The following is a 20,981-nucleotide window of genomic DNA, read 5'->3' as shown; positions in this document are numbered from 1 at the left end:
AGCAGATGCAAATTTCATCCCTCTCCCCGCAGGACGACTGGAACCGCCAGCACGCGCGCGTGCTGCGGTTTCTGTTCGACCACGGCGGGATCCGTTCGATGCGCGAAGATTATTTGCGGCTTGCCAGGGCAACCGAACATGAGCTGCAGGCTCCCGGCACCTCCCTGCTGCTGGCTACGCTGCGGGGGGAAGCCGGACCCGTTCTGGCTGGAGCGAGCTTTGTGGCCGGCTACGGTAAAGACGCTTTTCTTATTGCGGTCCATCCGCTGTACCGCCGCAAAGGCGTCGGCTGCGCCCTCCTGAAAGCACAGCTTGACCGGCTCGGCAGATTGGAATGCCGGGCAGGTCTGAACCAGGTCCCCTTCCTGGGGCTTTGCTTTAAAGCCGGACTCACTGCCTCCTCCCTGGCCATGGCATCGACGGGCAGAACGCTCCTCCGTCTCGAAGGAAACGCGCCAAAAACAGACCGCCGCATAGCGGCCCCAACCAAAGAAGGTGAAAGATTGTGCCGGTTCCCGTCTTAGGCATTTTGACGCTATATCTGAACGACCATAAAGCTCTTGAGGAAAAACCCGTATACCAGAAAATGATCATCGAAGGCCGCAAAATCGGCCTGGACGTATTCGTATTTACGCCCATGGATGTCAGCGATTCGAAGCAAAAAATTCACGCCCTGGAATATGACGCAAAAAAAGGCGCATGGAGGCGCAGATGGCGTTCGTTCCCCGACATGATCTATGATCGCTGCCGAATCCAAAAAAGCTCCCGTTTCGAGCAGCTGCTTCAATTTCGCCGCCGATACGGGCATATGCAATTCCTGAACCGCCCGCTCCGCAATAAATGGACGATTTACGAGGTGCTTTCGCGGAGACCCGAATTCAAGAATCACCTCCCCGAAACCCATTTGTTCCATGGTTTTTCCGATGTGCACCATATGCTGAAAAAAACGCCGATCGTTTACCTGAAACCGATCAACGGCACCGGCGGACGCGGAATTTTGCGGGTCGAACGGATCAGAGGAACGCCATATTACTATATACAGGGCCGCAATCAACAGCGGAAAATCATCACGCCGCAGAAAATCCACGCTTCCCGCCTGGGAGCCGTCCTAAGCAGCTGGAGCATGAAAAACCGCTATTTGGTGCAGGAGGGAATCGCGGTCGATCTCCCCGACGGCAGGGTTCACGATTACCGGATGCTGGTGCAGAAAAACAGGGAAGGCGCATGGGAGCTTACCGGCATCGCCGGAAGAGTCGGAGCGCGGCGCAGCGTCACGTCCAACCTCCATGGCGGCGGGCATGCCATCTCCTTCAACGAAATGATGGAACGATGGATCGACGATGAGGAGAAACGGCGCAAGGTGCAGCGGAGAGCCGAAAGGCTCGGCGTCGAGGTGGCTTCATTCCTGGAAAAGCAATACGGGGCTTTATGCGAGCTGGCGCTCGACCTGGCGATCAACAAAAAAGGGGAGATTTACCTGCTTGAAGTCAACCCCAAACCCGCCAGGGAGGTGTTCTCGCAAATCGGGGACGCCGAGCTGTACCGGAAGGCGATCGTGAAACCTTTGGAATACGCCGTGGGGTTATACGAAAAAATGCATGAGCCCTCGCACGAATAAAAACGGACGGACCGCGGAATGTCTCCGCGGCCCTGTCCGTTTTTTTTGCTGCAAGGTTATGCGTCCGGCTGCTCTGAATCAGATTCCTCATACAGCTTTATAAGCTCGGCGAACGAAGAAATGAGCACGTCCGCTCCCTTGAGTTCTTCGTCGTTGCCGAAACCGGCATATGCACAGCCGACGGCGCACAACCCGTTTTTCTTGCCCGCTTCGACGTCGGAAGACCGGTCTCCGACCATCCATGCGGACTTTACGCCGTTTTCGTCCAGCAGCAGCTTCACCAAATCCACTTTGGAAAGCGTGCCGTGTTTGCCTGCGCTGTACAATCCGTCAAAAAGCGCGGCCAGGCCATGCGTCTCCACGATCCCGCTTATGTAATGCTCAAGCCCGTTGCTGGCAACAAACAGCTTTACGCCCCGCCGGTGCAGCTCCTCGAGCGTTTCCTTCACTTCCGGGTACAGCAGCGTTTCCCCGCCTGCCAGCCCTTCCAGCTCCAGCTGCAGCAGCAGCTCGTTCGCGCGGGCGTGGGCCTGCGGGCTCCCGTCGGGCATAACCACCTTCCAAATATCTTCAAGCAGCATGCCCAGGCTTCCCAGCAGCCGCTCCTGCGGCGGCGTCGGAGACGTATAAAGCCCTTCGCTGCGAAGCGTATCGAACAGCTTATGGTATGCCGGCAGAAGCACCGTTTCCGTTTGGAACAGCGTACCGTCCATGTCGAAAATCATGGCCTCGGGACGGGTCCGTTTGCTTTGGTTCATTGGTTTTACCTCTTCCCTTCTGTCACTTCGATGTCTTTCGCTTGCTTATAGCTTATGATAAGGGAAGCCCTTCGGGATGTAAACCAAGGAGGACGCTTTTGCTTGATCCCGCTCCAGCTGCATGGACTCTTGAAGGCCAGGAACGCATCAAAGTCGATTTGTCCTGGCCCCGTTTCGCAAGCAATCCCTCTCAACGGAAAGGCTTACTTGCCGGTTTTTTTATCGGATTTTTTGCCGTTGCCCGCATTTTCGGCTTTTTGCGGTTGATCGTTGGCCGCAGGTTTCTCGCTTCCTTTGGAGGCCAGCAGTCTGGCGTCGACCACCTTTTGATCCAGAACGGTCAGAACCACCTTATCGTTAACGGCCAATTGATCAGCCTTGATCGCTTTGTTGTGATCGCCCACGAGCAATCCGCTTTCGATTTTGAAAGTGCCGATCTCCCGGTTTGCCGTTTCGACTTTGATCTCCCCGTAGGTATCCGCCGTTACCGACGCCGCGGGAAAGGAAATTTCCTTCACGGTTCCATTCACTTTCACCGCACCGGCTTTTTCCATCAGGTCTTCGTTCGTTCTGTCGAGCAATGCCGCCATTTCGGCGCGGGTCACGCCCTTATTCGGCAGGAACGTTCCGTTTGGATAACCGCTGATGAGCCCTTTCTCCATCGCGACTTTGACATAACCGACGGAAGCGGCGGGAATAGCGCTGGAATCTTTGAAGCTCAGCTTGGCTGCCGTTTGGGCCGACGCCTCATTTTCGAAACCGAGAGATTTGACGAGCAGGCTGGATACCCAAACGCGGCTCGCCGGCTTTTCCGGCTGGATCTTTTCGTTCGCATCAAGCAATCCGTGGTCCAGAGCGGCAGCCACGTAACCTGCAGCCCAAGGATATTTCTTGCTCAAATGATCCGCATCCTGGAAAGGAAGGCTCGAGCTGGCAGATTTGGATTTCGCCTCCTCATCAAGCCCCATCAGGCGAACGGCCATGACGATCGCTTCAACGCGGGTCACAGGCTTGTTCGGACGGAACGTGCCGTCTTCAAATCCTTGGAAAACGTGTTTCGATTGCATTTTGAGAATGTTTCCTTCCGCCCAAGGCGCGTCATTGATATCCTTAAACTTCAGCGCGGCCTGAGCGCGGACCTCCGGCTTGGCGGAAGATGCGGCTTCGTTAGCCGATGCGGCTTGAACGGACAGGCTCAAGGCCAGCGATACGGCAAAGGTGGACAGCAGAATGTGTTTAACTTTTTTCATTTCTTCATCCCTCGCAAACGATAAAATTTAGGTTGCTTTTGTAGTAAGCACATATTTCATTACGCCGCGTCCCATCGTTTTGAGGGGGTCTTTCAAAAAAATGAATCATTTATTTTTCGGACCGTTTTTCCCGCTGTGTTCTTCTGCCGCGTCCTCCGGAGCGTTCGCCGATTTGCCGCTGTCGGGCCGTACGCCGCGGTCGGCCGGCAGCTCCTCCTTGGGTTTGCCGTTTTTGGCTTGAGCGCCGCCTTTCGCCTGTTCGCCGCTTTTCCCTTGGACGTTTTTCTTGGCCGAATTGCCATCCGCTTTTTTCTCATCATGCCGCATCGTTTTGCTTTCGCCGGATTGCGGAGTTTCTTTAGGGTTCGAACCGCCGCTGCTTTTAACCGGATCCTTCGGCCTGCTTTTGGCAGAATGTCCCGCATCCGCCTTTCGAGCCGCGCCGTCTTTTTGCTCCGAGCTGTCGGCAGGATGCTCTTTGCTTTGCAGGGAATGCTTTTGGGTCTGCTGCGGCTGTTTGACTTCCTTTCCCTTTCCCTTTCCCGTCTCGGCTTGCGCCCCCTTGCTTCCCTCAGGTGCCGCTTTCGCGGGATCGGACGGCGGCACGGTTTCGGCATGGCTTCCCGCTCCGTCAAAAAAGCGCTGCGGGTCCACCCCTGCCCCGGCAAGGGCTGCGGCGACGGAACGGGAGCGCAGGTCATCGATGTTCAGCCGGATGCCCTTTTCCCCCGCTTTTTCGTAAACGATATACTTATTGAGCGACAACTTCGCTTTTTGGGCTTTCTTCATCAGCTCCCGGTCCGCCTCGAACCATTCGAGGTCATATCCGTTTTCCGACGTCTCGACCTTTTGCTTGTCCGGCACAAACGGAGCGGAGCGGAGTTCCACCGTCGACAGCAGGATCCACTTTTTTCCCTCGCCGGCGTTCAAAAACCCCTGTTTCGCCGCCTCATCGACGATGGCATGAACCGCATCGTAAAAATTTTGCCCTTTGAGCTCCCGTTCGGATAATAGCTTTTTGGCATCATCGTTCAGCGGCTTGACCCGGTCGATTCTTCCATCCTGCCGGACATACAATTCCATGCTCGGATTGATGTCGATCGCGACCATCATGGATGCGTTGCCCGTAGAGGGCTTCCATAAAAAAACGGCGCCGATCAACAGCACGATGGAAGCCGCGAGCCACCAGGCCTGCCTCAGCCAGCGGCCGGCATGACGCTTTCGTGCGGGTACGGATCTGGCCGCTTCCACCGGAATCCGATCCCCCAGCTGAGGCATATCGGGCAAATGCGGCAGGTTTCGGAAGGTTCCATCCTCGCAGAGAACGACGATACACTTCTCGGTTATTTTCATTACGACTCCATGCATCATCATCACTCCTCCATGTTTGCAAAAGAAACGGTGCTGCGTATCCGTTCGAATTCCGGACATGCGTAGATCAAAACAAGCGCTATGATATATTTACGATTCCGCTCCAGCGTTTTGTGACCCACTTTAAACATTTTCAGCATGTTTTTGATCGGCAGCCTTTTGGTTTGCTTCAGGACATCGAGCCATTCCGGCTGTTCGCTGAACCGCTTGGCGATTTGGATCATCTGCTTCCGCGTATCTCTATGCTTCGGGGAGCAATCCTCCAGCTCCTCCAGCGACACGCCGTATTCCTGCAGGGCCTCGTCGTATGCAAGCAGCTCCATCGCCAGCTCGCTGGCCGATTGCTCCCTGTCGTAACGTTCGAGAGAACTGGCGATTTCGCTCGGGGTCTGGTCGAACAGGTCCCCCGGATCGTTCAGAATGACGCTTTCCGATTTTAAAATTCTCCCTTGTCTCCGGAACTCGTCCACAAGGCGGTTATGGATCATCATATAAGCAAAATTGTCGAAGGATTTTTTCATGCCGCTGTCGTACCGGTCGATGGCCTCGTTTAACGCGATCATCCCGATGCTTGCTTCGTCGCGCTCCCACCCGATCGGGCTTTTGCATACTTGGGAGACGGTCCGCAAAATGAAGGGACGATATTGTTCGATGATCCAATCGCGTTCCGACCGGTTTCCTTCTTGGGCGCTTTTGATCACAGATTCGATCGATCTGCCGTCCAGCACAAACCATCACTTCCTAAACGTAAGTCCCAGTCTAGCTGCTAGATTGAGTATATTGTATTTTAATAGGGTTGGTCTCATTTTGCACTCCTTCTCCTAAAAAATTTGCGATTGGGAATTCATGGATGGGCCATTATGGCAAAAAACAACGCATACGCGCGGCAAATTCAAACCCGGCCTCAAAACGATCCTTCTGTAGCAGACGGCAGCATTGAACCTCTCATCCGACAGACAGTCCGGCCCGGTAAGAAAATAAAAAATCGGCCCCGGTTCCGTATTCCATCAGACCAAGGCCGTGTATCCCCCTATTTTGTTATGCATGGCGTCGTGTCGTTTTTTTCCCTACCGATGTTGATTTTCTATGGCCCGGACGATTTTCTCCGTCCGCTGATCCGCTTTGTATGCGTTCACCACCAAAATGGCATGAATGACGCCCGGGACATATCCGATGCAGGTGAGTATGATGCTCAGAATAAATTGTCCGAGCTTACCGCAGCTAAGAACTGCCAGCGGCGGGAGAAAACATAATAAATATCGCATGGCGTGACCTCGTTTCGTTGAAAGTACTTATAATACGATCCCCCCATCGCGATGGTTCCATCTCTTCGTTATATAGCCGCTGCCGGCCCCCCTATGTATCGATCACGCCCAAAAAACGAATGCCCCATAGGAGGACGCTGCTGCAGGCATCCTTCTTACGGGGCAACAACATTCGGAAATTAAAAGTATTTCTTTTTCCCGCGGTCGTCCTTAATGATCTCCACCGCCTCGCGGAAGCGCAGCGAATGCACGATTTCCCGTTCGCGCAAAAACTTCAGGCTGTCCTGCAAATCGACGTCATCGGTCATGTCGATCAGCCACTGGTATGTAGCCCGGGCCTTTTCCTCGGCCGCGATGTCCTCGTACAGGTCCGCAATCGGATCGCCCTTGGCCTGAATATAGGTCGCCGTCCACGGCACCCCTGCCGCGTTTTGGTAGAACAGGGCCTTATCGTGATTGGCATAGTGGTCGCCCAGGCCGGCTGCTTTCAGCTGTTCGACGGTAGCATCCTTCGTCAGTTTGTATACCATGGTGGCGATCATTTCCAGATGTGCAAATTCTTCCGTGCCGATATCGTTCAACAAGCCGATGACCTTATCGGGAATCGTATACCGCTGATTCAAATAACGCAGGGCGGCCGCCAATTCGCCGTCCGCGCCTCCGTACTGCTCCAGCAGGAATTTGGCCATCATCGGATCGCATTTGCTCACCCGAACCGGATACTGCAGCTTCTTCTCGTATACCCACATGGGTGTGGATCGCCTCCTTTACATCTTCCGCAGATTTCTGGCTTTTTCTCCGGTGTTTTTTCAGGTTGCCAAAGCTTAAGTCCTCCCTTTACACCTGCCAAGGCCACGGCGCTTCCGGCCATTCGAAAGGGAATCTGGAATAGGCGTGGCCGAAATGCATCAGCGGGCCGTACAGCTCCTGAAACTTTCTCACCAGCGGGATGCGTTCCTGCGCCAGCCGGTTGTACTGCTCGATGCGTTTCAAATCGTCCGGATGGGTATCCAGATACAGATTCAGCTCGACCAGGGCGAAATCGATCACCTGAAGCTGTTCCAAAAGCTCGTAATACTGGCGATCCACCGTCCCTTTGGTTTCCGGCTTCATCCCGGCCGGACCGACGTTTTCATGCATGTGATGATGGGCGGGACCGGCATTTTCATGCACGTGGTGGGCGGGACCGACGTTTTCATGGGCGTGATGGGCAGGACCGGCGTTTTCGTGGTGCGCATGAGCCGGGCCGACATGGCCGGGCCCGTTCGCCGGACCCGAATTCCGCGGGATTCCTTGTTCAGACATCAAGCTCCTCCTTCCTGCGAATTCCGCTTGGGATTGTACGGACTGAACAGATTGGGCCAAAGCGTTCCCCGCGTCAGGGCTTCCTCCAGACTGTATTGCGGCCAGTCCCTCGGTTGAAAGACGATATATTGGTTCGGCGGTACGACGTATGTCCTGTAGGGCAAAGGCGGGCAAGGATCAAACGGTCCGATAAAGGGCTTGTAGACTCGGATCTGGTTGTTCATTGGATCGTTCACGAACGGAGCCTCCTTCTGGTTCGTATTTAAGCCGGACGAGTCTAGGACTCCTCGTTGGGCTCTTCGTAACATACATATGAGGGTTTCGCGAAAACTGAACAAAATTTATCGAAAACAACCAAAAAACTCCCTCGAAACAAGCCGAAACTTGTCCGGGGAGTCCTTGGAAGGCCCGCTTTAAAATTTGATTTTGATCTGAAACAAACCCGCTTTGCGCACGGCCGAATAGATGATGACCACCAGCGGTCCGATAAACACGCCGATGACGCCGACCAGTTTAAAGCCGACATACATGCTGACCAGCGCCGATAAAGCGCCGATGCCGACAGAGTCGCCGATGATCTTCGGCTCGATGACCCGCCTGGCCACCGTAATGACGATAAACAGCAGCAACAGCCCGAAGCCCGTATAGTTATCGCCGACGATAAACAAATAGGCGGCCCACGGAATCAAAACGGAACCAACGCCGAGAATCGGCAAAATGTCGACCAGCATGACAAGCAGCGCAATCGCAAGCGGATAACGGATGTCGAGGATAAGCAGTCCCGTCAACGTCACCACGTACGTAAAAGCGCTCAGAATCATCTGAGCCTGCAAAAAACCGAAAATCGACTTTTTCAGGCTGTGAAGCACCTGCTGAATCTGCCCCTGCATCTCATCCTCAAACAAGGAAAGAATGCCGGAGCGGATCGCCGGCAGACCAAAGCTGAATAAATACACCGCGACAAAAAAGACGACAAAAAACACGAACGTGCCGGGAATCCCCCTGGCGAAATTGAGAAAGGCAGACGACAGCGTATTCGCAAAGGATTCCGCATACTGCGTGAGATTGGAAAGCAGCGCCCTCAAGCTCTCGGCCAAGTCGGGCCGGATATTGTCGAGCCACCCCCGGGCCTGGATCATCGTATGCTGCGCAAAGTCGTTCGCTGCCGCAAAATACGATGGCGCATTTTCCCAATACTCTACCAGTTGACCAAATACCTGCAGCCCCAGCATGTACACCAGGAGCAGAACTAGAAGCAAAAACAGAGTACATGTGAGGGAAGCGGCCGCCACTCGGTTCCATTTCAGTTTGCCCATCATCATGACGTGAACGGGCTCAAGCGAAATGGCGACCAGTGCAGCCAGCAGAAACGGGGCCCCTGCCGTAAACATGACGTACAGCAGGGCCAGTCCGATTCCGATGAGAAGCAGCTGTTTCCCTGACACAAGCTCCCCCCTTAATCCCCGTTTTCCGCCTCCGTTTCTTCTTTGTTCGGTTCGGCGGCGGCAACGCGGTGGATATTGACCCTTGTGATCCGGAGCCTCGTCGATTCTTCGACTTCGAAAACGTAGTTGGCCAGCTGAACCTTTCTGCCTTTCACCGGATTTCCTTCCAGCTCCTTGAACAGCCAGCCGCCGATGGAATCGACTTCGTCATCTTCGATAATGACGCCTGTCAGATCATTCACGTCTTCGATCAGCATACGCCCGTCCACCGATATGAAATCCTCCTGAATTTCCACGTCTGGACGCTCGTCCTCGAACTCGTCGTAAAGTTCGCCCACGATTTCTTCCAAAATCTCTTCCGCCGTAAGCATGCCCGCCGTGCCGCCATACTCGTCCACGACCAGCGTCAGCTGAGCGTGTTTTTTCTGCATCAGCCGGAGGACATGGCTGATTTCCATCGATTCCGGCACGTTCAGAATCGGCCGCACCAGCTTCGCCAGCTCCTTCTGGTGCTCTTCATCCGCCAGCAGGAAATCGGTGATATGGACAAAGCCGATGATCTGGTCCTTGTCCTCCACGGCGACGGGATAACGCGAATGTTTGGTTTCGCTGATGATTCGCAGGTTTTCTTCCAGCGTATTGTTCGTGTACAGGCAGTCCATGTCCGTACGGGGCAGCATGATCTCGCGCGCCAGCAGATCGGAAAATTCAAAGATGTTGTCCATCAGCTTCATCTCGTCTTTGTCGATCACACCGCTTTTGGCGCTCTGATTCATTAATATGCGGATTTCCTCTTCGGAATGCGCAGCTTCCGATTCCGTCGCCGGCTGTACCCCGAACATACGCAAAATGATGTTTGCCGAAGCGTTCAGCAGCCAGATAAACGGAAAAAAGATTTTATAAAACAACATCAGCGGACCGGACAGCAGCAGCGCCGCCCCTTCCGTTTTTTGAATCGCCAGGGACTTTGGAGCAAGCTCCCCTAGTACGATATGTAAAAAGGTTATGACGCAGAATCCTAGGATCACCGACACGGAAGAAATGACCGTTTTGTCCGTGATTCCGATCTTGTACATGAGCGGCTGCACCAAGAGGTGCGAGACGGCGGGTTCGCCGATCCAGCCGAGTCCCAGCGATGCCAGCGTAATGCCGAACTGCGTAGCCGACAAATAGGCATCCAGCTTATTGTTTACTTTCAAAGCATAATTCGCCATGCGGTTGCCTTCGCTAACCAGCTGCGTAAGCCGGGACTGGCGCATTTTGACCAGCGAAAACTCCGCGGCGACGAACACCCCGTTAAAGAATACAAGCAGCAAAACCAGGAAAAGGTTGAATAATAGCTTGCCTATTTCAAACTCCCCGTCCAAATCCAACGCCTCATTTCTTAGATGATGTTAGCTTGCCTTATGCTAAAATCGGTTTCCTTGTAATACATATCCTTCACCAGCAGATTCGGTCCGCAGCAGCCTGCCGCGTCGCAGTGGCAGTTTACGGTTTTGTTCAGCGGGTGATCGTTTTGCCATTTGGCAAAAACATCGTCGAGCCGGCTGTCCATGATGTTGCCGAAAGGCGGGACGTCCGAAAAGTCGGTGACATAGACGTCGCCCGAAAACAGGTTGACGTTGACGCGGTTGCGTCCGTCCGGGTCGTTGCGGACCGTCACGTTCGGTTCGGATGCCAAGCGGCGGATCAACGCAAGCTCCTCGGGATCGTCGCTGCAAGCAAAAAACGGAAGCGTTCCGAACAGCATCCAGATGTCCGGATTGCGGGCATCAAGCAAGGAATGGATGGCCTTCCGCGTTTCCTCGAGCGATAACACCGGCAGCGAGCTCGCGAAGTTGGACGCATACATCGGATGGACCTCATGGCGTTTGCAGCCCATTTCCTCGATTAGTTTGTGAATTCCAGCCAGTTTTGTATGCGTGCGATAATTAATCATCGATTCGGCCGAGATAAACATCCCCGCTTCGCTTAATTTGACGGCGTTTTCGATCATTTTGTCGTACATGCGGTAGGCCGTTTCCTTCGGAACGGGATGGCTGCTGTTCGCGAAGCCGACCTCGTGAAAATCGTCGCCGTTCAAATAGTTGAACGAAATATGCATGACATCCAAGTACGGAAGCATTTTTTCGTACCGGCTGATATCGAGCGTCAAATTCGAGTTGATCTGCGTCCGGATGCCGCGTTCTTTGGCGTAGCGGAGCAGGGGAACGATCACTTCGTTCACCGTTTTTTCGCGGAAGGACGGCTCGCCGCCGGTCAAGCTGATCGTTTGCAGATGCTCGACTTCATCGAGCCTTTTCAGCATCAGATCAAGCGGCAGAAATTCGGCCTCCTTCATGACGAGCATATCCCCTACGGCGCAATGCTCGCAGCGCATGTTGCACAAATGCGTGACTGTCATTTCCACGCTCGTCAGCACGTGACGTCCGTATGCCCGCAGGGAGCCGATCGGATCCCACGGATCATAGCTTGGCGACAGTTGTATCGTATTCATTTTTTCCTCACCTTATTTCTTTATTTAACCGAGGATTTTGCAAATCCTAAAGCCTAGTCCCTTATATCATACCATGAAGCGACAAAAAACTCTCCCGCCTCGCCCCGCGTTACGGCCGCGCGTTTTCGCCGGGCGCTTCCCCCTCGCCCTTTTTGGCCAGAAACGATAGCCATCCCGGAAGCCACCAGTTGGCTTTGCCGAGAAGCTTCATCAAAGACGGCACGAGCAGGATGCGCACGACCGTGACGTCGATCAGCACGGAAGCCGTCAGGCCCAGCCCGAGCGCTTTCATCAGCTCGTTATCGGTAAACATGAACGCGCCGGCCACGACGGCCAGAATGAGTGCCGCTCCGGTGATCATCCCCCCGGTTCTTTGCAATCCTATGGCGGTGCTGCGCTCGTTATTCCGCTCCATTTTGTAGGCTTCGACGATCCGTGACAGCATCATGACCTCGTAATCCATGGAAATGCCGAAAACCACGCAAAAAATGAGAATCGGCAAAACGGCGAACACGCTTCCCGTATACGTGACGTTCAGCCATTCTGCGCCGTACCCGAGCTGGAACACGAGGGTGACCAGGCCGAAGCTGGCGCCGAGGCTGAGCAAGTTCATCGCCACCGCCTTAAGCGGGAGCAGGACCGAGCGGAAGGCCGCAAACAAAATGATATAAGTGAGCAGCAGGACAGCGGCAAGCACGTAAGGTATCCCGCTTTGGATCCGATCCATGATATCAAGCTTGTAGGCCGGGGAACCCGTCACGTAAATATGCATGCCTTCCGGCGGATGCTGCCGGATTTCCCTCACCAGCCTGACGGTATTCGGGGAGCTTTCCCCCTCCTCCGGCACGACGACGATGACGGCCGCACGTCCTTTGGCGGCATGGCGTTTTTCGATCTCGGATTTCAGTTCCGGGCTGACGCCGCTTGCCTCCCCCTTGATATAACCCGCGTAGCTTTCGACGCGGTGAACGCCCGGAAGTTCTTCAAGCATGGTCATATATGATTTCACCAGACGGACGGATCGTGAATCTTCGTAATGCCGGTCCAGCTCCGCTGCAATCATGATGCTGTTGGCTTCTTTCATGTCGTAAGCCTTTTTCATCAGTTCGGCTCCATATCTGGATTCATAGGACGGCGGCAGCACCTCGGCCGACGGGATGCCCAGCTTCATTTGCAAGGAAGGCAGCATGGCGATGAGCAGTGCTGCGGTAACGACGGCCGCAATGACGCCCGGGCGCGACATGATCCATTCCGAAAGCCGCACCCACGCCTTGCTGCCGTAACCGGCACCATCGGCATGCCCTCGGCCAAGCTTGATCGGCAGCGAAAAAATCCGCCGTCCCAATATGCCGAGCAGCGCAGGCAGCAAGGTGCTTGCGGCAAGCACCGACACCAGCACGACCAGCATCCCGCCGAGCGCCAGCGAACGGAAAATGGGGAGATCGACCAGACACAGCGCAAGGAGCCCGGCCATGACGGCCGCACCCGAATAAAGCACCGATCTTCCTGACGTGCGGCATGCAGCCGCAAGCGCGTCGGGGACGTCCTTTTCCGCAAGCTCCTCGCGAAAGCGGCTCACCATGAACAAAGCGTAGTCGATCCCCACGGCAAGGCCCAGCATCGTCACCATATTCGGCAGAAAATTGCTCAGCGCGGCGCCGTTTGCTGCCACAAAATACAAGCCGCCCATCGTCGCCGCAACGCTCCCGACGCCGATCACGACCGGCAGCAGCGCGGCGGGAAGGGTACGGAACAGGAGCAGCAAAATAACAAGCGCCGCCGGAATCCCGAACGACTCCGCCCGGACGATATCGTGCCTTACGGCCGCGCTCATATCGTGATAAACCGCCAGATTGCCGGTGATATACGTTTCGGTTCCGGCGATCTCCGGCACCGCCGCTTTGATCTCGTCAAAATGCTTGAGCGCTTCGCTTGCCGTTTCGTTCAGCAATACCGTATAAGAGATGATGCCGTCTTCCCCGGCTTTCCGCGTCACCATGCTGGCGTACATATCCTGGACGAACGGTTTGTCTCTAAGCGGAGCGAGTTCCTCCCAAATTCGGTCCTGCGCCTCCGAGGCGGTCAAATTTTTGCCCTCCGTGCTTTGCAGCACGATGTCGAGCGAAGCGGCGGACATATCCAGGTTCTCTTCAAGAAAAGCGATTCCGCGTTCGGATTGGCTGCCCGTCGGCGTAAATCCGCTGTCCTGCAGCAGCGACGGGGTTCTGACGGCGAATGCGCCGAGAACAACGATAAAAAAGACCCACGCGATCGCGACCGCCCAACGGCAGCGGTAGATGATGCTCCCCCACTGCCGTTTTGGCGCTTTATACTGTCGCTCCTTCATGGATCTTCCTCCTTAATGCTGAAAAGAAATCGGCTGTACGTCGGCGTCGTCCACCTCCGTGATGATGACGGAAAGCTTTCGCGCAAGGTCTATTTCATAAGGCGCCTTCAGGTTATGCCCCTCCGCATCCGAGAGTATGCGGATCACCGGGCGATGAGGGGTGCTTGAATGGATGCGGGAGACGACGCCGGTTTCGCCCGTGTTTAATTTGACCGTTAATCCCGGCGGGTAAATCGCCACCTTGTCCCGGAACAGCTCCAGCTTTTTTTGATCGTATAACGTCCCCGATCCTGCGTACAGAACCTCTACGGCCTGATGAGGCAGCATAGCGGGTCTGTACACACGATGCGAAGTCATGGCGTCGTAGGAATCGGCAAGCGCCACCCACTGGGCGTACTCATGGATTTCTTTCCCCTGGACTCCGCGCGGGTAGCCGCTTCCGTTCAGCCGTTCATGATGCTGAAAGGCGCAATGGGCCGCCAAAAGCGGGATGTTAGGCTCGTCTTTTAAAATTTTGTATCCGATCTCGGCATGGGCCTTCATCACCCGGAATTCGTCATCCGTCAACTTTTGGGGCTTGGACAGCACCCGCTGCGGAATTTGCGTTTTGCCGATGTCGTGGAGCAGCGCCCCGAGGCCGAGCTGCATCAGCCGGTCCTCCGGATAGCCGCTTGCGATCCCGAGCACGAGCGAATAGACGCAGACGTTTAATGAGTGCTTATACAAATAATGATCCGCGGTATTCATGTCCATGAGCAAAATCATGGAATCCTCCTGCCGGCTGACATCCTTCAAAATCGCTTCCATCACCCTGGTGAAATCTTTGCCGAGATGAAAATAACCTTTGGCGATTTTCGAAGTTCCGGACAAACGTTGAAAGTTTTTCCGGATATTTTGCAGCGCCTCGCGGCGCGTATCCTCATGAAGCAATTCCGGTATTACGATTCCCTCTGTCTGTTCGTCTTCTATGTAAACATAACCGATATCCAATTCCACGAGCCGGCGGATCAGCGGAACCGTCAGTTCCACGCCGTCCGCCAAAAGGACGACGCCTTCGTCGTTATATATCTTTTTGCCGATCCTCATACCTTCCTGAAGCTTACGAACGGGTACCAAACGCAAAGCATATCCTCTCCTGCCCTAAATCACGGATTCCGCGGTTCCGTCATGCCGTTATCCGTAAAAAGTCTCAAACCATGAACACTGATCCCGTTTTTCAGGAAAGCCCATCTTTTGGCCGGGGCAAACTTACGAATCAGCGCATAATGAATAGCCAAAAAACAACCGCCAAAACAAACCGGTACACCGCAAAATGGGTCAGCCGGATTTTCTGGATCAATTTCATGAATGCAAGCACCACGACATAGGCAACGACAAAAGCAAGAATGAAGCCGATCGCAAACAAGCCAAGCGTATCTTTGGTCAAATTTTGATAGGAGTCCAGCATTTCGTACCCCGACGCCGCAACCATGATCGGGATCGCGATCAGAAACGAAAAATCGGCGGACGCTTTATAACTGGCACCGGACAGCATGCCGCCGGCGATCGTCGAACCCGAACGCGAAAAGCCCGGCCAAAGCACGGATAAAATTTGATAAATGCCGATCAAAAACACCTGCTTGTAACTGAGATCATCGATCGTTTCCGCCGTGATTTTCGCCTTGGACTTATTGAACCATTCCGCAAAAATCATGAACACGCCGCCCGCCACGAGCGCCCAAATGACCGTGCTTGCGCTGAAGAGGCTTTTGATGAAATCCCTCGCAAAAAACGCGACGATCAGCGCGGGAGCGATGCCGATGATGACATGCAGCAGGTTCAGCTTTTTCCCTGGAGCCATGCGATGGCCGCCGGAATCGATTTTCTTAATCCCCAGCAGGTCGAGGATCCGGCGCCAGTATACGAGCGCGATGGCCAGAATCGCCCCCAGCTGGATCACGACCTCGAACGTTTTCATCGTAGGATCCTGATCGTTGTAGCCGAGCAGCTTCGAAGCGAGAATCATATGACCGGTCGAAGAAACGGGAATGAATTCCGTAATGCCCTCCACAATTCCCAATACGATTGCCGTTATTGTATCCATGATTTCCTCCCCAAGGAAATTTTAATGGCTCTGTGCCCATCTGCGTCTTTCGCTTTCCGCAAGACTTCCCGGACGGACCAGCTCGAAGCGCAGCAGATCCCGAAGAAATTCGGGCAGCAAAAATTGCGGGTCGCGCCCTAATGCAAGCGATTCGTAGCCGATGCCGAACGTGAACATGTCAAGCGTTCCGACCTCGTATTCCTGCTCGTCCAGCAGTTTCTCCCCCATATGCGTAATTTCGACAATCCTATCATAAGGGATTCGGACCGGATCATACAAGACTTCCAGACCATCTACCGCCACATTTCCCAAAATCTCCCCCCGGAAGCCGAAGCCCTTGATCTCCCTGCCCCAAAAATCGGGCAGCAGGCTTTCTTCCAGCGCATTCCGAATGTCCTTCCCTTTCAGCTTGACGATGCACGCATTGACCGGGGACGGACACAGCGTATGAAGCATTCCGGCGGATATTTCTCCCTCCGGCAGCGGACCGAGCAGCTGGCCCGTGTTGACAATGGAAATGCCGGTACCGGCAAATCTGCGCACGGCCTGCGCCAGCAAATTCCCGAACGGGGACTCCGACGTATAGTCAAGCGGCAGCTCCCGATCGGTAACGGCGACGGTTTCCTGCAGGTATTCCTCGGCCCGCAGCCGATGCCGGTTCAGCGCGCTGCTGACGGTTTCGTCTAATTTATCGGTATCGACAGGAATGACGCATCCTTCCGCCATTCGGAAAGCACCGTCAGGCTGCTGCTCCAAGCGGATTTTGCCGATATAGTCCCCGAACTTCCCTGCCGCGCATATGGCGGTGTTGCCAATCACCAGCGGTTTCTCCAGCAGATGGTGCGTGTGCCCGCCAAGGATCGCGTCGATCCCTTGAATCCGCTCCGCCAGCCGCTGGTCCGTTGCCAGCCCAAGATGGGACAACACAACGACGATGTCCGATTGGGGCCGGAGCAGCTCGACTTCCCGCCTGATCGCCGCTTCCGGCTCAAGCGCTTTGAAGCCAAGCAGTTCGTAAAAGGCCGAAAACGGCGCCGTCGCTCCCGTAAGGCCGATTTTAACGCCCCCTTTTTCGAGGACGACGTGCTTTTTCATCCATGACGGCGGCTCGCCTGTCGTTTCTTCCAGCAAATTGCAGCAGACCACTTCGGCCTGCAGTCCCGAATATACCCGTGCCAAGTCTTCCGGCGTCAGCGTCAAACCTTCGTTGTTTCCGATCGTAATGGCGTCGTACCCGGTCAAATTGAGCAAATCGACGTTCACCCCGCCCATCGTTCCTTCGGTTTCCATCGCCGAGCGGTCCATATGGTCCCCGATGTCCACCAGCAGCAAGGGGCTTCCTTGGGCCTCTTCGCGCTCCCGGGCAATATGCGCCGCGATGGAGCTGACCTTCTCGAAATGACTGTGGATATCGTTCGTGTGCAGAATCGTTATCGTTTTAGGTTCGTTGCGCTTCATAAGTTAAAGTCCTTCCTTTCTCGCGCAGGTGCAAAAATCGCCGACATCAGCGGGTCTCTAATGGATAAGCATAACATTTTCAATATGGATATGGTATATTGGATAGACATGAACATCAATGGTTGAGGTGAAAATCATGCAACTTCGCATTCAATTATTCGCAGGCCTGGCGGAACGATTGCAGACCCGGGTGCTGGATTACGCCGTCGAACAGCCGGAAATTACCGCGGATCAGCTGAAAATAGAGTTGTCCAAGTCCTTTCCGGAGGCTGCCTCGCAGATCTCCGTTTCTTTTGTGGCCGTAAATCAGGAATATGCTCCAGGGGACTTCCTTATTACGGAAGGTTCCGAAATTGCCCTCATTCCGCCGGTATCCGGAGGCGACGGCCAATCTCCCGTTCGCGCCGCATCCAAGGATGGGCGCTTTTGCATCACGGACCAGCCGCTGTCGGTCGAGGAAGTGACGAGCAAAGTGCTTCATCCGAACCATGGCGCCACCCTCTCTTTCGTCGGAACGACGCGCGAAATGACGGGAGACCAGCGGACGGTTCATCTCGAATACGAAGCTTACGTCCCCATGGCGCTGGCCCAGCTCGAAGCCATCGGCAAAGATATTGATACCCGGTGGCCCGGAACCTTATGCGCCATTTCCCACCGGATCGGCAAAGTCGACATTAAAGAAACGAGCGTAATCATCGCGATTTCGACAAGCCACCGGGAGGATTGCTACGAAGCGAGCCGGTATGCCATCGAAAAGTTGAAGCAATCGGTCCCGATCTGGAAAAAGGAAATCTGGGACGATGGTTCGGAATGGAAGGGACATCAGAAGGGTCCGTGGGACCCGACAGCAAGGCTTTAGATCTAGTATATTGGCATTGTCAATCCATTTTTTTCTTGATATGATAGCAGGTAACAGATGTCGAATTTTGAAGAAATGGAGTGACGTATTGCTTGAAAGTGCATGTCACAGACTTAAAACCGGGCGACCGGCTGGCAGCGGATGCGTTTAGCGCATCGGGACTTCACGTAATGCAAAAAGGAACGCTGTTGACGGACGAAGACATCCGCAAGCTGATGAAGCATGCCGTGGACTACGTCGATATCGAGCCCGCAGCGCATCAGCCCGCGGTCACCCTGATTCACTCCCAACAGATGGAGCTCTTGCAAAAGACAAAGCCCTTCATCGAGCAAGCCGTGGACGGATTCGAGTCGATGTATTTGGAAGCGTTAACTACCGGAAGATTCAACGAAACGATGGTAGACGATATCATGGAGCCCCTCGTCGATCAATTGAAGGAACATACGGACATCGTCTCCCTTATGCTGTGCATTGATCAAAACGACGATTATACATATCACCATTCGATGCAGGTCGGCATTTTATCTTATTATATTGCATCCTGGCTCGGATTTTCCAAAGAAGAGGCCTATGAAGCGGGACGTGCGGGTTATCTTCACGACATCGGCAAATGCCAAATTCCCGGAAGCCTGCTGAACAAGCCGGGCAAACTGACGCCGGAAGAATTCGAGATCATGAAAAAACATACGGTTTACGGGCATGACATCATCCGTAATTCTTCTCCGGACTCCATTCCGGCGCTTGTTGCCCTTCAGCATCACGAACGGGACGATGGCAGCGGTTACCCCCACGCCATCGAAAAAAACGAAATCCATCCGTTTTCGCGAATTACGGCGGTGGCGGACGTATTCAGCGCGATGAGCATGAACCGCGTGTACCAGTCCAAGCAGGAGCTGCTTACCGTCATGCGCGAGCTGCACACCATGAGCTTCGGCAAATTGAGCGCCAACGCCACTCAAGTCTTTATTCGTCATATGCTTCCCAACTTCATCGGCAAAAACGTCCTGCTCTCAACCGGAGAACAAGGCACGATCGTGATGACCAATCCTGCCGATTTTTTCCGGCCGCTGGTGAAGACCGATAACCGCTTCGTGGATTTGTCCCTGCAGCGGGAAATCGGCATCGTTAAGATCTTTCTATAATCATGGCTTAGTCCAAACAAACGCCCGCCCCGGCAGACTTCCGGGACGGGCGTTTTATATTGGCCGGCGCCACGCGGACGCTTATGGACATGCGGCTATTCGCTTGCAAAAAAAATACGTATCTGCTTTCGCCAAACCAAGCCTGGCGAAGCAGATACGTATTGGCCGACCGGTTCATGAATTAGCCGATCGAACCTTCCATCTCGAATTTGATCAAACGGTTCATTTCGACCGCATATTCCATCGGCAGTTCTTTCGTAAACGGTTCGATGAAGCCCATGACGATCATTTGCGTCGCTTCGGCTTCGGTCAAACCGCGGCTCATTAGGTAGAAGAGCTGATCTTCGGATACCTTCGAAACCGTCGCTTCGTGTTCAAGCACGATGTTGTCGTTTTTGATTTCGTTGTACGGAATCGTATCCGACGTGGATTCGTTGTCCAGAATCAGCGTGTCGCATTTGATGTTGGCTTTGGCGCCGTCCGCGTTGCGTCCGAAGGAAGCCAAGCCGCGGTAAGTGACCTTGCCGCCGTGTTTGCTGATCGATTTCGATACGATCGTCGAAGTCGTGTCCGGAGCCAGGTGAATCATTTTGGCGCCGGCGTCCTGGTGTTGTCCTTTGCCTGCCACCGCGATCGACAATACCATGCCTTTCGCGCCGCGTCCTTTCAGGAGAACTGCAGGGTATTTCATCGTCAGCTTGGAGCCGATGTTGCCGTCAACCCATTCCATCGTTGCGTTTTCTTCGGCAACGGCACGCTTCGTGACGAGGTTGTAAATGTTTGGCGCCCAGTTTTGGATCGTGGTGTAGCGAACGCGCGCATCTTTTTTACAGATGATTTCCACGACCGCGCTGTGCAGCGAGTTGGTGCTGTAGATCGGAGCGGTACAGCCTTCGACGTAGTGCACGAAGCTGCCTTCGTCCGCGATGATCAGCGTCCGTTCGAATTGTCCCATGTTTTCGGAGTTGATCCGGAAGTAGGCCTGCAGCGGAATTTCGCATTTGACGCCTTTTGGAACGTAGATGAAGCTGCCGCCGGACCATACCGCGCTGTTCAAAGCCGCAAATTTGTTGTCGGATGGAGGAACGACGGTGGCAAAATGCTCTCTGAAAATTTCAGGATGCTCTTTCAGCGCCGTGTCGGTGTCCATGAAGATGACGCCCTGATCTTCCAGATCCTTTTGCATGTTGTGGTATACCACTTCGGACTCGTATTGGGCGGATACGCCGGCGAGGAATTTTTGCTCCGCTTCCGGAATGCCCAGCTTGTCGAACGTTTCTTTGATTTCCGCAGGAACCTCTTCCCACGTTTTTCCTTGTTTCTCGGAAGGTCTCACATAATACTGGATATCATTGAAGTCCAGCTCGTCAAGGTTGCCGCCCCATTTCGGCATCGGCATTTTTTCGAACTGTTCAAGCGACTTCAGACGGAATTCAAGCATCCATTCCGGTTCGTTTTTAATTTTGGAGATCTCGGTGACGATTTCGCGGGTCAACCCTTTACCGGTTTGGAAAACCGCTTTGTGCTCGTCGCGGAACCCGTATTTGTATTCTTCTATTTCAGGGGCCTTTTTAGCCATGGGT

General features: G+C 54.2%; 20 protein-coding genes. 4 read left to right on the top strand and 16 right to left on the bottom strand.

Annotated elements, in window-relative coordinates; translation table 11 throughout:
* Window positions 1-5 precede the first annotated feature (5 nt).
* On the top strand, window positions 6-524 hold the full coding sequence (locus tag AC27KL_RS10230; RefSeq protein WP_487169589.1) for a GNAT family N-acetyltransferase: 519 nt from the start codon (window positions 6-8) through the stop codon (window positions 522-524).
* Window positions 506-1,618: a YheC/YheD family endospore coat-associated protein gene (locus AC27KL_RS10225; protein WP_487169588.1), complete on the top strand. Its 1,113-nt coding sequence runs from the start codon at window positions 506-508 to the stop codon at window positions 1,616-1,618. Before AC27KL_RS10230 ends, AC27KL_RS10225 begins: the two co-directional genes overlap by 19 nt.
* Window positions 1,619-1,674: 56 nt before the next feature.
* Here the strand turns inward: AC27KL_RS10225 and AC27KL_RS10220 are convergent, their stop codons facing one another.
* The 15 genes from AC27KL_RS10220 to AC27KL_RS10150 all read right to left on the bottom strand — a co-directional run bounded on the left by AC27KL_RS10220 (window position 1,675) and on the right by AC27KL_RS10150 (window position 17,397).
* The gene (locus tag AC27KL_RS10220; RefSeq protein ID WP_487169587.1) at window positions 1,675-2,376 is read right to left on the bottom strand and encodes an HAD family hydrolase; all 702 of its coding nucleotides are present in this window, start codon (window positions 2,374-2,376) and stop codon (window positions 1,675-1,677) included.
* Window positions 2,377-2,579: 203 nt separating this feature from the next.
* A complete protein-coding gene (locus AC27KL_RS10215) occupies window positions 2,580-3,626 on the bottom strand; it encodes an S-layer homology domain-containing protein (protein WP_487169586.1) in 1,047 nt (348 codons plus the stop codon).
* Window positions 3,627-3,731: 105 nt separating this feature from the next.
* Complete coding sequence (locus AC27KL_RS10210; protein ID WP_487169585.1) at window positions 3,732-4,994, bottom strand: anti-sigma-I factor RsgI family protein; 1,263 nt, start codon at window positions 4,992-4,994, stop codon at window positions 3,732-3,734.
* A gap of 5 nt (window positions 4,995-4,999) precedes the next feature.
* Window positions 5,000-5,725: an RNA polymerase sigma-I factor gene (gene sigI / locus AC27KL_RS10205; protein WP_487169584.1), complete on the bottom strand. Its 726-nt coding sequence runs from the start codon at window positions 5,723-5,725 to the stop codon at window positions 5,000-5,002.
* Window positions 5,726-6,064: 339 nt separating this feature from the next.
* Window positions 6,065-6,262: a YqaE/Pmp3 family membrane protein gene (locus AC27KL_RS10200; RefSeq protein ID WP_036711879.1), complete on the bottom strand. Its 198-nt coding sequence runs from the start codon at window positions 6,260-6,262 to the stop codon at window positions 6,065-6,067.
* A gap of 179 nt (window positions 6,263-6,441) precedes the next feature.
* Window positions 6,442-7,011, bottom strand: a complete 570-nt coding sequence (locus tag AC27KL_RS10195; protein ID WP_036711877.1) for a manganese catalase family protein — start codon at window positions 7,009-7,011, stop codon at window positions 6,442-6,444.
* Window positions 7,012-7,099: 88 nt separating this feature from the next.
* Window positions 7,100-7,567: a spore coat protein CotJB gene (locus AC27KL_RS10190; RefSeq protein ID WP_487169583.1), complete on the bottom strand. Its 468-nt coding sequence runs from the start codon at window positions 7,565-7,567 to the stop codon at window positions 7,100-7,102.
* Window positions 7,567-7,791 carry a spore coat associated protein CotJA gene (locus tag AC27KL_RS10185; protein WP_339325211.1) on the bottom strand — a complete coding sequence of 75 codons (225 nt, stop codon included), beginning with the start codon at window positions 7,789-7,791 and terminating at the stop codon, window positions 7,567-7,569. Before AC27KL_RS10185 ends, AC27KL_RS10190 begins: the two co-directional genes overlap by 1 nt.
* Before the next feature lie 189 nt (window positions 7,792-7,980).
* Window positions 7,981-9,012 carry a sporulation integral membrane protein YtvI gene (ytvI, locus tag AC27KL_RS10180; protein WP_487169582.1) on the bottom strand — a complete coding sequence of 344 codons (1,032 nt, stop codon included), beginning with the start codon at window positions 9,010-9,012 and terminating at the stop codon, window positions 7,981-7,983.
* A gap of 11 nt (window positions 9,013-9,023) precedes the next feature.
* Window positions 9,024-10,379 carry a hemolysin family protein gene (locus AC27KL_RS10175; RefSeq protein ID WP_339321842.1) on the bottom strand — a complete coding sequence of 452 codons (1,356 nt, stop codon included), beginning with the start codon at window positions 10,377-10,379 and terminating at the stop codon, window positions 9,024-9,026.
* A gap of 17 nt (window positions 10,380-10,396) precedes the next feature.
* On the bottom strand, window positions 10,397-11,509 hold the full coding sequence (yfkAB, locus tag AC27KL_RS10170) for a radical SAM/CxCxxxxC motif protein YfkAB (RefSeq protein ID WP_036711871.1): 1,113 nt from the start codon (window positions 11,507-11,509) through the stop codon (window positions 10,397-10,399).
* Between the two features lie 109 nt (window positions 11,510-11,618).
* The gene (locus AC27KL_RS10165) at window positions 11,619-13,856 is read right to left on the bottom strand and encodes an MMPL family transporter (protein WP_487169581.1); all 2,238 of its coding nucleotides are present in this window, start codon (window positions 13,854-13,856) and stop codon (window positions 11,619-11,621) included.
* A gap of 12 nt (window positions 13,857-13,868) precedes the next feature.
* Complete coding sequence (locus AC27KL_RS10160; protein WP_339321844.1) at window positions 13,869-14,978, bottom strand: HD-GYP domain-containing protein; 1,110 nt, start codon at window positions 14,976-14,978, stop codon at window positions 13,869-13,871.
* Between the two features lie 133 nt (window positions 14,979-15,111).
* Window positions 15,112-15,939 (bottom strand): undecaprenyl-diphosphate phosphatase, encoded by an 828-nt coding sequence (locus tag AC27KL_RS10155; protein ID WP_339321845.1) that lies wholly within the window; start codon window positions 15,937-15,939, stop codon window positions 15,112-15,114.
* 21 nt (window positions 15,940-15,960) lie between these two features.
* A complete protein-coding gene (locus AC27KL_RS10150) occupies window positions 15,961-17,397 on the bottom strand; it encodes a bifunctional metallophosphatase/5'-nucleotidase (RefSeq protein ID WP_339321846.1) in 1,437 nt (478 codons plus the stop codon).
* Between the two features lie 136 nt (window positions 17,398-17,533).
* Between AC27KL_RS10150 and AC27KL_RS10145 the strand changes: the two genes are divergently transcribed.
* Both AC27KL_RS10145 and AC27KL_RS10140 read left to right on the top strand, forming a co-directional pair.
* Complete coding sequence (locus AC27KL_RS10145) at window positions 17,534-18,256, top strand: molybdenum cofactor biosynthesis protein MoaE (protein WP_487169580.1); 723 nt, start codon at window positions 17,534-17,536, stop codon at window positions 18,254-18,256.
* Window positions 18,257-18,348: 92 nt separating this feature from the next.
* Window positions 18,349-19,398 carry an HD-GYP domain-containing protein gene (locus AC27KL_RS10140; protein WP_212950441.1) on the top strand — a complete coding sequence of 350 codons (1,050 nt, stop codon included), beginning with the start codon at window positions 18,349-18,351 and terminating at the stop codon, window positions 19,396-19,398.
* Window positions 19,399-19,579: 181 nt separating this feature from the next.
* Here the strand turns inward: AC27KL_RS10140 and sufB are convergent, their stop codons facing one another.
* Window positions 19,580-20,977, bottom strand: a complete 1,398-nt coding sequence (sufB, locus tag AC27KL_RS10135; RefSeq protein WP_339321848.1) for a Fe-S cluster assembly protein SufB — start codon at window positions 20,975-20,977, stop codon at window positions 19,580-19,582.
* Between the last annotated feature and the right edge of the window lie 4 nt (window positions 20,978-20,981).

The organism is Paenibacillus sp. YAE3, from assembly GCF_057546105.1.
This window is presented reverse-complemented; position numbering and strand designations above follow the sequence as displayed.